This window comes from Bradyrhizobium sp. WCU1 (genome assembly GCF_053474805.1).
Genome location: NZ_CM130280.1, coordinates 4,501,122 through 4,512,425 on the forward strand (window position 1 = coordinate 4,501,122; position 11,304 = coordinate 4,512,425).

General features: G+C 61.9%; 6 protein-coding genes and 1 tRNA gene. 4 read left to right on the forward strand and 3 right to left on the reverse strand.

Annotation, left to right across the window (positions count from 1 at the left end; all coding sequences use genetic code 11):
- Positions 1-101: 101 nt before the first annotated feature.
- Positions 102-1,535, reverse strand: a complete 1,434-nt coding sequence (locus ACTUWL_RS20800) for an aldehyde dehydrogenase family protein (RefSeq protein ID WP_021081872.1) — start codon at positions 1,533-1,535, stop codon at positions 102-104.
- Positions 1,536-1,851: 316 nt separating this feature from the next.
- On the opposite strand from ACTUWL_RS20800, the gene ACTUWL_RS20805 reads away from it, so the two are divergent.
- A tRNA-Met gene (locus ACTUWL_RS20805) sits at positions 1,852-1,928 on the forward strand.
- A 72-nt stretch (positions 1,929-2,000) separates the two neighbouring features.
- Here the strand turns inward: ACTUWL_RS20805 and ACTUWL_RS20810 are convergent.
- Complete coding sequence (locus ACTUWL_RS20810) at positions 2,001-5,000, reverse strand: hypothetical protein (RefSeq protein ID WP_415027994.1); 3,000 nt, start codon at positions 4,998-5,000, stop codon at positions 2,001-2,003.
- Positions 5,001-5,454: 454 nt separating this feature from the next.
- Here ACTUWL_RS20810 and ACTUWL_RS20815 point away from each other — a divergent pair, with 454 nt between their 5' ends.
- Positions 5,455-7,596: a type I secretion system permease/ATPase gene (locus tag ACTUWL_RS20815; RefSeq protein ID WP_021082234.1), complete on the forward strand. Its 2,142-nt coding sequence runs from the start codon at positions 5,455-5,457 to the stop codon at positions 7,594-7,596.
- On the forward strand, positions 7,580-8,995 hold the full coding sequence (locus tag ACTUWL_RS20820) for an HlyD family type I secretion periplasmic adaptor subunit (protein ID WP_021082233.1): 1,416 nt from the start codon (positions 7,580-7,582) through the stop codon (positions 8,993-8,995). The genes ACTUWL_RS20815 and ACTUWL_RS20820 overlap by 17 nt, the downstream gene beginning before the upstream one ends.
- A 22-nt stretch (positions 8,996-9,017) precedes the next feature.
- Here ACTUWL_RS20820 and ACTUWL_RS20825 read toward each other — a convergent pair whose 3' ends face one another.
- Positions 9,018-9,821, reverse strand: coding sequence for an FkbM family methyltransferase (locus tag ACTUWL_RS20825; RefSeq protein ID WP_021082232.1), 804 nt, complete (start codon positions 9,819-9,821; stop codon positions 9,018-9,020).
- Positions 9,822-9,970: 149 nt separating this feature from the next.
- On the opposite strand from ACTUWL_RS20825, the gene ACTUWL_RS20830 reads away from it, so the two are divergent.
- Positions 9,971-11,281: an autotransporter strand-loop-strand O-heptosyltransferase gene (locus ACTUWL_RS20830; protein ID WP_021082231.1), complete on the forward strand. Its 1,311-nt coding sequence runs from the start codon at positions 9,971-9,973 to the stop codon at positions 11,279-11,281.
- Positions 11,282-11,304: the final 23 nt, after the last annotated feature.

Genomic DNA, 11,304 nt, shown 5'->3' on the forward strand with positions numbered 1-11,304 from the left:
ATTCCGGGGCGATGCGAAGCATCGAGCCCGGAATCCATCGCGTTGCAGTGACGTGGATGAATGGATTCCGGGCTCGCGCTGCGCGCGTCCCGGAATGACTGCTAAGACAACAACCGCATCAGCTTCTCCAGCCGCGCGACCTTCGCGCCATAGGGCGGATAGAGATCAGCGAGCCGGTTGAAGCGCGAGCGGTAGAACACCGGCTTCAGCTTGGTCAGCGTCCTGAATCCCCATTCGCCGTGATAGGCGCCGCTGCCTGAGGCGCCGACGCCGCCCATTGGCTGATAGGCCTGCGCGAAATGGAACAGGCAGTCATTGACGGTGACGCCACCGGACACCGTGCGCGCCAGCACCGCGTCGCGGGCGGCGTGATCGGTGCCGAACCAGTACAGCGCGAGCGGGCGGTCGCGCTTGTTGATGAAGGCGATCGCTTCCGCTGCGTCGCGGGTACCGACGACCGGCAACACCGGCCCAAAGATCTCTTCCTGCATCACGGTCATGTCGGGCGTCGCATCGACGATGACCGTCGGCGGGAATTTGCGCCGCTCCTTCCACTCGGGATCGTTCGGCGCAGCCGGCTGCATGATGGTCGCGCCCTTCGCGGCGGCGTCGGCGACGAGGGCCTCGAGCCGGGCGTAATGCCGGTCGGAGACGATCGAGCTGTAGTCGGGATTTTTCGGATCGGTGCCGAACATGTGCTGCATGTGGCCCTGCAACCGCATCGCGAACGGCTGCACCGAGGCTTGCGGCACCAGCACGTAGTCGGGCGCGATGCAGGTCTGGCCGGCATTGAGCAGCTTGCCGTAGGCGATGCGTTGCGCGGCCTCGTCGATGTCGGCGGAGCCGTCGACGATCGCGGGCGATTTGCCGCCGAGCTCGAGCGTGACCGGTGTGAGGTTGCGGCCGGCGGCCTCGGCGACCAGCCGGCCGATCCGGGTCGATCCGGTGAAGATCAGATGATCGAACGGCAGCGCGGCAAAGGCTTTCGCGATGTCGTCGTCGATATCGGTGACCGCGAGTTCGGCGGTGTCGAATTTCTTCGCGATCGCCTCCATCAGCAATTCGGAGAACCGCGGCACCAGCTCGCTCGGCTTGATGATGGCGCGGTTGCCGGCTGCGATCGCCGCGACCGCGGGCGCCAGCGTCAGCTGCAGCGGATAATTCCACGGCGCGATGATCCCGACCACGCCGAGCGGCTGCGGGATCAGCCGGTTCTTGGCCGGCGCGAACTGTACCGTGGTCGGGATCCTTTCGGGCGCCATCCAGCCCTTGAGGTGCTTGGCGGCATGCTTGATCTCGCCGAGCACCAGCATGGTCTCTGCGATCGCGGTCTCGACGGTGGAGCGGTGGCCGAAATCGGCCGAGATCGCGGCCGCGAATCGGGCCTCGTTTTCGGTCAGCGCGGCGCGCAGGCGCCGCAGCCGGTCCAGCCGCGCCTGCAAGGTCGGCGCCGGCTCGCTGCGCGACAGCTCGAATTGGCGGTGAAAGGCCTCCTCAAGCGCGTGCAGCCCCGGGCTCTTCAATGGCCGGTCCATCAGCGTTTCCCCTCGGATGACGTTTCCTTGACGGATTTTGTTGGCGCCAAGCTCCGCTTTTACGCACGATCTGGCAAGGCCCGGTTCCCGGCGGTAAATTTGTCAGGAAAACCGGTGATTTGGACGTCACAAAATCCTCAAAAACCCGCATCCGGGGCTTTCCAAACCGGGCACACGTTGATACATACGCCCCGCACCCGACGGCTTCGGCCTGGGTCGCCTTCTCAGGAAGCTCTCCGGACGGATCGATCGGCGCCGTTAGCAGCGTTGGCCGGCAGGTTCGGGCACTCTTTCTGCAAGGCATGCAACGGTTTAACGCGGGGTGGAGCAGCCCGGTAGCTCGTCAGGCTCATAACCTGAAGGTCATAGGTTCAAATCCTATCCCCGCAACCAAGTTCGGACCCAACGGTTCCGATGAAATGGCCCGCATCTCGCGGGCCATTTTTGTTTGGCTCGAGCCTCCCGCTAGACGATGAAATGAAATTCCTGCCAGGCGCTCCACATCATGCCGTCGTTGGCGCGAACCCAGAGGTCGTCAGTCACGGTGCCGCCCTGGAAGGTCGTGCCGGCGAGCTGGGCGGGGCTGACGTTGATAGCGGTGCTGGCGGGCTGCGCGACGCCGCCGATGCTCCAGTGGCCGCTGCCGGCTGACGATGTCGAATCCCAGACTTGATATTGGGTGATGCTGTCCCCGTCGGCGTCGGCGACCGAGAACAGGCTGGTGGCGGCCACGTTCTGGTTGAGGACGGTCGCGTGGAAGTCAGCTGCGGTGACGACAGGAGCATGGTCAAGCGGTGCGTTGACGTGGAATTCTTTCCAGGCCCCCCATGTGAAACCGTCATTGGCCCGCACCCACAGGTCATCCGAACCGGAGCCCGACTGGAACGAGGTGCTCGTCAACTGAGCCGGCGACACATTGATCGCGATGCCGGCGGCCTGCGCCACACCGCCGACCACCCAATGACCGCTGGCGGGATCGCTGGTCGAATCCCAAAGCTGATAGGCGGTGATCGTGTCGCCATCGGCATCGCTGACCGTGAACAGGTTCGACGCGGCGATGTCCTGACCATGCGTGGCGGTCACATCAGACGCGCTGGCCACGGGACCCTGGTCGATCGGAGCGGTGACGTGGAATTCTTTCCAGGCCCCCCATGTGATGCCATCGAAGGCTCGCGCCCAGAGGTCATCCGAACCGGAGCCCGACTGGAACGAGGTGCTCGTCAACTGAGCCGGCGACACATTGATCGCGATGCCGGCAGCCTGCGCGACGCCACCGACCACCCAGTGCCCGCTGGCGGGATCACTCGTTGAATCCCAGAGCTGATAGGCTGTGATAGAGTCCCCATCGGCATCGCTGACCGTGAACAGGTTCGACGCGGCGATGTCCTGACCATGTGTGGCGGTCACATCAGACGCGCTGGCCACGGGACCCTGGTCGATCGGCGCGGTGACGTGGAATTCTTTCCAGGCCCCCCATGTGATGCCGTCATTGGCCCGCGCCCAGAGGTCATCCGAACCGGAGCCCGACTGGAACGAGGTGCTCGTCAACTGAGCGGGCGACACATCGATCGCGATGCCGGCAGCCTGCGCGACGCCGCCGACCACCCAGTGCCCGCTGGCGGGATCACTCGTTGAATCCCAGAGTTGATAGGCGGTGATCGTGTCGTTGTCGGCATCGTTGACGCTGAACAGATGGGACGCGGCGATGTCCTGACCGTGTGTGGCGGTGGCATCAGACGCGCTGACCACCGGTGCATGATTCGGACCTGGCGTGGCCGTGAACGGGACCCATGCTCCCCAGAGATATCCATCATAGGCCCTCGCCCAGAGCTGGTCTGGAGCCTGGCCAAACTGGTAGCTGGTCTGGGCAAGCTGCGCCGCGGTGATGTCGATTTCCACTTCGGTGGCCTGAACGGCACCGTTCACCACCCAGTGGCCGTTGCCGTTGCTGTCCCAGAGTGCGTATTGGGTGATCGCATCGTGATCCTGGTCGGTGGCGCTGAACAGCCCGGAAGCCGCGACCGAAGCTTGTCCGTGCGCCGCCGTGAAGCCGGAAGCCGAGACGACCGGAGGGTGATCCACATTTTGCGTGGCCGTGAACGGGACCCATGCTCCCCAGAGATATCCATCATAGGCCCGGACCCAGAGCGTGTCCGGGGCCGTTCCGAATACATAGCTCACCTGTGAGAGGCTGGCCGCCGAGACGTCGATCTCGGCGTCGGTGGCTTGCGCAACGCCGCCGATCATCCAGTACCCGTGACCCTCGGTGTCCCACAGCCCATATTTGGTGATCGTGTCGCCGTCTGAGTCGCTGGCGGAGAACAGGGACGAACCGGTCGCCGCGAGTTGCGTGTATGGAACGGTGACGTTCGCCGCCGTGACCACCGGCGCGTGATCGGCCGGCGAGATCACAAAGGATTTCCAGTCGCTCCACAAATAGCCGTCGAAGGCTCTTACCCACAAAGTGTCGGCGCCGGGTCCAGCCTGATAGCTCGTTTGCGCCAGCTGCGACGCGCTGATGTCGATCTCGGTCTTGGTGCCCTGGACTGTTCCTCCCACCGTCCAGTGACCGTTGCCGTTGCTGTCCCAAAAGGAATATTCGGTAACGGAATCGCCGGCGGCCATGTTCACCGAGAACAGCGATGAGGCCGCGAAAACCTGATTTCGGCCCGCGGCCTGATCGCCGGCCGTCACGACCGGTGTCGTCCGGATGCTGTATCCGAGATCCTTCAGAATTCCGATGTCCAGGTTGGAGATCGCGTACTGGTAATCGGAGAAGAAAACGATCCCGTTCATCAAGTCCAGCGTGAGCGGGTCCTTGACCGTCGACGGGGTGGCGTAGAGGTCGGATTGCTGGTTGCCGAAATGGTAGTAGTTCTGGGTGGTGCTGTTCGTGGTCAGGGGCACCGGGCCACCGTAGGCGGCCTCGGCATTCGCGCCGACGAAGTAGGCGCCCATGCCGCTCTTTTGGATCAGGGTGTCGAACGTCGATTCGTAGGCGCCGGGCAGCTGGCCGCTCTGGTTGTACCAGCCCGTCATGCCGAAGCCGTGCATGAGCTCATGAAGAAAAACGTCGATCGGATTGATCACGTTTGCGGGCACCTGACTGGCGTAGGTCAGGCCATAATCCATGTCGATATATTGGAAGTAGCCGGGATCGATGTTGATGGTGATGTCGCTTGTGGTGCCGGCGACATGCTGTCCGGTGGTCAGCTCGTACTGGCTTGACGGCTCATACACCGCGAGCCCGCCGTTTGTGCCGACGTTGTAGCTCGAGGTAGGCCCGCCATCGGCGCGGCCAACGGTGGTGGGCAGGATGTTGAGCTGCACCACCAGGGTGCCATTGCCCAGGATGTATCGCTGCCAGACATTGAGGGCCTGCTCGAGATCGTAAACGAGAGAGGCCTCGGCCGATCCGCCTGCGCTCGAAGAATCATTCAACGTTACGGAATAATTCCAAGTCATATTGGTCGAGCCTTCAATCTATGGTAGCGTACCAATAATAATTAATATTCATGTGACCAGTCATTTCTGTATCCTGCAAGACCAGAAAGGCATGCTCTCTATTGCACCGAACGGCCGACGAGCTCATCCGGGTGACCCCGTTGGAGGCGATATCAAGCACGGCGACCCGTAAGACTACGGAGCCTGCTTCGGCTGCGAACGGTTCCAACGATCGATTCTGGGATCGGCATGATGTTGTTCGCGAATTCTGCTTGGTCGCGGACAACGCCAATTGCATCTCGCCGGAGAGCCATAGTACTCTGGCCGTCATATTCATCTGCTGCTCTACCGGTTCGTTACGAATAGTCAGCTTGCGCTGACGGCGAGGCCGAAAGGGCAGGGGGCGCGCTCACGACAGTGTCGGCTCGCGTTCGACGGCAGTCATTTTCAGCTACTGAGCAGATTAAATCGTGAGATGATTGAAACGCGGAGTGGTACGGCAGCAGACAGCGGGATCGTTGCACTCGCGATGCTGCTGCGTTTTCACGGCATCGCGGCCGATGTCGACCAGATTCGTCATCAAGTCGGCAATGGCCCGTTCGGAACGCCGGAGATGCTGCGCCACGCGCGCTCGACCGGCGTCAAGGCCCGGGAGGTGACCACCAACTGGCTAAGGCTGGAGAAGGCGCCGCTTCCCGCCATCGCGTTGTTGCGCGACGGTGGTCATTTGATCCTTGCCAAGGTGGGCGCCGACAAGATCCTCGTTCAATCGCCGCTGTCGGAGCGCCCGGAGTTGATAACGCGGGCTGATCTGGAGGCAGTGTGGACCGGCCAGTTGATCCTGGTGAGCCGCCGGGCGGGGCTGGTCAATCTTGCACGCCGCTTCGACCTGTCATGGTTTCTGGGAGCGATCCACAAATATCGGTACCATTTCGTGGAGGTGCTGATCGCCTCTTTTTTCCTGCAGCTGTTTGCGCTGGTGTCGCCGCTGTTCTTTCAGGTGGTGATCGACAAGGTCCTGGTCAATCACACACTCAGCACACTCGATGTGCTCGTCGTAGGCTTGATCGGCATCGCGGTTTTCGAGACGGCCCTCGCAATATTGAGGACCTACCTGTTCTCCCATGTGACGAACAGGATCGATGTCGAACTGGGGGCCCGCTTGTTTCGGCACCTGATCGGACTGCCCATTGCCTATTTTCAGGCTCGCCGGGTCGGCGATTCGGTTGCGCGGGTCCGCGAGCTCGAGAACATCCGCAACTTCCTGACCGGCTCGGCCCTGACGGTCGTGATCGACCTGTTCTTCACCGTCGTCTTCATCGCGGTGATGTTCGTCTACTCGCCGATCCTGACCTGGATCGTGCTCGGATCCTTCCCGCTCTATGTCGGCATCTCCGCCGGCGCGACGCCGCTGTTCCGTCAGCGGCTGGACACCAAATTCGAGCGCGGGGCCGAGAACCAGGCGTTTCTGGTCGAGAGCGTGACCGGGGTCGAAACCATCAAGGCGATGGCGCTCGAGCCGCAGATGCAGCGCCGCTGGGAGGAGCAGCTTGCCGAATACGTGGCGGCGAGTTTCCGTGTGCTCAGCCTCGCCAATGTTGCGAGCCAGTCGGTCCAGTTCGTGAGCAAGCTCGTCACCGCGGTGATCCTTTATGCCGGCGCCAAACTGGTGATCGACGGCAGCCTCACGGTCGGCGAGCTGATCGCCTTCAACATGTTCGCGTCACGCGTCAGCGCGCCGGTTCTGAGGCTGGCGCAGCTCTGGCAGGACTTCCATCAGGCCAGGCTCTCGATCGCGCGGCTCGGCGATATCCTGAACACGCCGGCGGAGCAGACGTTCAACCCCGGTCGCGCCGTGCCGCCCCCCATCAAGGGGCAGGTCACGCTCGAGCACGTGTCCTTCCGGTATCGAGTGGATGGACCCGAGGTGCTGCACGAGATCAACATCAACATTCCAGCCGGCCAGGTCGTCGGCATCGTCGGCCCGTCCGGTTCAGGCAAGAGCACCTTCACGAAGCTCGTTCAGCGCCTTTACGTTCCGGAGAAGGGCAGGGTCCTCGTCGACGGCGTCGACCTTGCGATGGTCGATCCGGCGTGGCTGCGCCGCCAGGTCGGCGTCGTGCTGCAGGAAAACGTGCTGTTCAATCGCAGCGTCCGGGAAAACATCGCGCTCGCCGACCCGGCCGCTCCGATGCAGCAGGTGATCGCCGCGGCCCAGCTTGCGGGAGCCCACGAATTCATTCTTGAGCTCCCCGAAGGCTACGACACCGTCGTGGGCGAGCGCGGCTCCAGTCTGTCGGGAGGGCAACGGCAGCGCATCGCGATCGCGCGCGCCCTGATCACCGATCCGCGCATCCTGATCTTCGACGAAGCGACCAGTTCGCTGGACTACGAAAGCGAACGAGTCATTCAGGACAATATGAACCGGATCGTGAAGGGGCGAACGGTCTTTGTCATTGCGCATCGGCTGTCCGCCGTGCGGCGTACTGATCGAATCATCACCATCGATCGCGGCAGGCTGGTTGAACAGGGGTCCCACGAGGAGCTGCTGAGCTCGGGCGGAAGATACGCGTCGCTTTACCGGTTGCAGGCGGGGATCCATGAAGTCGGCTCGTGAAGCGCCTGCGGCCGGGCGCAAAACCCGGGACGAGCTGGCTTTCCTGCCGGCCGCCCTCGAAATCGTCGAGACGCCGCCATCGCCCACTGCCAGGCTGACTGCCGTCTTGCTGGCTGCCCTGTTCTGTTGCGCCGTGGCCTGGGCCGGCCTCGGCAAGATCGACATCGTGGCCTCCGCCCCCGGCAAGATCGTGCCGGGCGACCGCGTCAAGCTGGTCCAGCCGCTCGAGATCGGGGTGGTGCGGGCGATTCACGTCCGCGACGGCCAAACCGTCAAGGCCGGCGAGATTCTGATCGAGCTGGATCCGACCAGCAACCAGGCGGAGCTTCAGCACCAGAAAAACGATCTTCTCGCCGCATTGCTGGACATCGCACGCACGCGTTCCGCGCTTGATGGAAACACGAGCGGGCTTGACGGCGCGCCGGACGACGCGCCGCCCGCCCTGGTCCAAATGCACATGGAATACCTGCGAAGTCAGGATTCCGAGCAGCGCGCCAAATTGTCCGAGCTGGATCGGCAGCGGGTGCAGAAGGTGGCGGAGACCAAGACGATCGACGCCAGCATCGCCAAGATCGAAGCTCTGCTGCCGGTGCTGCAGGAGCGCGTCAGCGTTCGCAAGTATCTGGCGGACCGGGAGTACGGCTCAAAGCTGCAATATTTGCAGGAGCTTCAGGAACTGGTCGGGATGCAGCAGGACATCCTGGTGCAGCGGAGCAAGCTCCAGGAAGCCGACGCAGCCGTGGCCGCACTCGATGAGACGCGCGCCAAGCTTGTCTCGGAGTACCGCCACCGCCTGTACGACGATCTGGCCAAGGCGACGCAGAAGGCCGGCAGCCTCAAGGACGAGGTGTCCAAAGCCGAGCACCGGACCAACCTTCAGAAGCTCGCGGCGCCGATCGACGGCGTGGTGCAGCAATTGGCCGTGCACACTGTCGGCGGTGTCGTCACGCCGGCCCAGACGCTTGCGGTGGTCGTGCCGAGCGACAATCTGATTGAAATCGAAGCGATGGTCTCAAATCGCGATATCGGCTTTGTGCACCCGGGCCAGGACGCCGAAATCAAGGTCGATACCTTCAACTTCACGCGTTACGGCCTGCTGCACGGCAAGATCGTCAGCGTCTCGCCCGATTCCGTCTCCCGCGACAAGGCGCGGGATTCCGCCCGCGAGCCCAATGGCGCAGCGACGGAGGGGAGCAGCAGCGAGCCAAAGGGACAGGGGCCGGTCTATATCGCGCATGTCTCGATCGACCGGACCAAGATGGTCGTCGATGACAAGGAGATCAATCTTTCGCCGGGAATGACCGTCACCGTCGAAATCAGGACGGGCGCCCGCAGCATCATGAGCTATTTGCTGTCGCCGATCGTGCGCTACCGGCAGGATGCTCTGCGAGAGCGGTGATGGAGTGCAGCAAGTCAGGCAGTCACGACGTGGTTCGGGCTTCCACGTGGCTCAGGCTTGGATCGGATTCATGGATCGCAAGGCAGTTTTGGCCGGCGTCGTATGTCCGGTATCCTTGATCGTTCAGCTTGTGAACGAGTGCGGCCTTGTCGGTCTTGATGAATTCCGCATGAATGATGGGGTGATGCTGCCGGATCGTGACGCTGGCCCCCTCCAGCACCTTCAACTCCATCCCTTCGACGTCGATCTTGATCAGGTCACAGCGGCTCAAATTCAGGGAGTCCAGGGTGACCATCGCCGTTTCGGTGCCGCTGGCCGCTGAATAATCGATCTTCTGACCGATCTGCTCCGTGGCGGAGCGTTGCGTTATCTCCAGGCTGCCGAAACTGGCGGGCTCTTGATGACTGAGAGTCGGCACCCAAGTTTTCCCGGTTTCCGACGAAATCACCGCGTGCATCGCCCGCGCATTGAAGCAGTTGTTGACGGCGATATTGCCGGCAAGCGCGTAGTAGACCCGTTCCTGCGCCTCGATGGCAACGACCGAGCCCCAGCCGTCCATGTGCTTGGACCATTCGATGGTGTGAACACCGATGTTCGCCCCGCAGTCGATCGCGACCACGCCATCGCCCCGGTAGGTTCTTCGCAGTGCAAGAAGACCCTTCGTCAGCTCGATTTCAGTGACGTCGAACGCGCCATGCTCGAGAATCTGAATCCCGACTCCAAAAGTGTGGCCGCCCGCCGTGTGATAGTCCAGCCGGTTGACGATCAGCGGGCCATGCGCCGATGCTGCGATCACAAACGGGATCTTGCTGGGAGTGCGGCTCATCGTGGTGTGTTTCTTTGTGTATGCCGTTAAGGAACGGCTGCGAAGGGGTACCCGCTAAGGTTTTCGTCCGTTGACGCGGTTGTCAATCTCGCTTACCTTCCATGCACTTTTTAAGAGGCTGTTTATTATTTCAGGGCAGGGGATATTTCGTGAATGCCATTGCCGTTGCGCCGGCGATTGGGCTGAAGCGCTCGATTGACGATGTCACCGACCAACCCAAAATAATCGTCGATCGTTCGACGAGCGCTATATCGGGCAAGTCGGAAGCCGTTTCGTCGGGTGCCGACGCGCCGAAGCCTGCCTATCCCCCTGCAGCCGAACAGCCGACCCAATTGGGTCCGAAGGGGCTGCGCTTCGACTTCAACGACGGCGCCCGGGTGTTTTGTCCCCAGGGAGAAATCCCATGGCGCGTGCGGCTCTGGGACGCCGAGACCGGCAACCTTCTCTTCGAGACGCAGTTCGCGGGCGGTCGCGTCAACAGCTCAAAGCGCTACTACATTCGCTTCCGCATCGAAGTCTTGCAGGGCGATGATGTCGTCTTCTCGCACGAGTACAACGCGACGGATCGTCACGTTTTGATCCAGCTTCCGATCGGGACGCTGGGAGATACGATCGGCTGGTTTCCCTATGTGGCGAAGTTCAGGGAAGCTCACAATTGCAGGCTGACCTGTGCAATGGCGGAAAAGTTGATTCCGCTGTTTCGGGATGCGTACCCCGACATCAACTTCGTCACGCACGAGGAGATTCAAACCGACCGCTACTACGCCACCTACAGCGTCGGATTGTTTTTCGACGACAAGAACTTCGTCTATCAACCATGCGACTTCCGCTTTGTCGGACTGCACCGGACCGCCGGATATATCCTCGGCGTCGATCCGACTGAAGTCGCGCCGCGCATCTCGCTGGCCGATGACCAAAGGCCGATCCCCGAGCCTTACGTCTGCATCGCGGTACAGAGTACCACGCAATGCAAGTACTGGAATAACCCCAACGGCTGGCGTGAGCTGACCAGTTTTCTCAAAGAGGCCGGCTATCGCGTGATCTGCATCGATCAGAAGCCGACGCACGGTCACGAACTGGTATGGAATCACATTCCGAACGGCGCGGAGGACTGGACCGGTGACCGGCCGATTCAGGAGCGCGCGAATCTCATCAAGCACGCGGAATTTTTTGTCGGTCTATCGAGCGGACTTGCGTGGCTGGCCTGGGCGGTCGGCACGCCGGTGGTCATGATCTCGGGCTTCACGCATCCGACAAACGAATTTGCTACGCCCTATCGCGTCGTCAACTATCACGCCTGCAACAGCTGCTGGAACGATCCGGCAGTTCGCTTCGACCACAAGGATTTCTTCTGGTGTCCCCGCCACAAGGGGACGCCGCGTCAGTTCGAGTGCACAAGGCTGATCACGGTGGATCACGTCAAATCGGTGATCAGGACTATTCCCGGATTCAAGCTCTAGCCGATTTTTTCAAGAACTGACTA

What these genes read in the sequence shown, in the direction of transcription:
- ACTUWL_RS20800 (WP_021081872.1), bottom strand. Translation starts at nt 1,535, where the DNA reads ATGGACCGGCCATTGAAGAGCCCGGGGCTGCACGCGCTTGAGGAGGCC.
- ACTUWL_RS20810 (WP_415027994.1), bottom strand. Translation starts at nt 5,000, where the DNA reads ATGACTTGGAATTATTCCGTAACGTTGAATGATTCTTCGAGCGCAGGC.
- ACTUWL_RS20815 (WP_021082234.1), top strand. Translation starts at nt 5,455, where the DNA reads ATGATTGAAACGCGGAGTGGTACGGCAGCAGACAGCGGGATCGTTGCA.
- ACTUWL_RS20820 (WP_021082233.1), top strand. Translation starts at nt 7,580, where the DNA reads ATGAAGTCGGCTCGTGAAGCGCCTGCGGCCGGGCGCAAAACCCGGGAC.
- ACTUWL_RS20825 (WP_021082232.1), bottom strand. Translation starts at nt 9,821, where the DNA reads ATGAGCCGCACTCCCAGCAAGATCCCGTTTGTGATCGCAGCATCGGCG.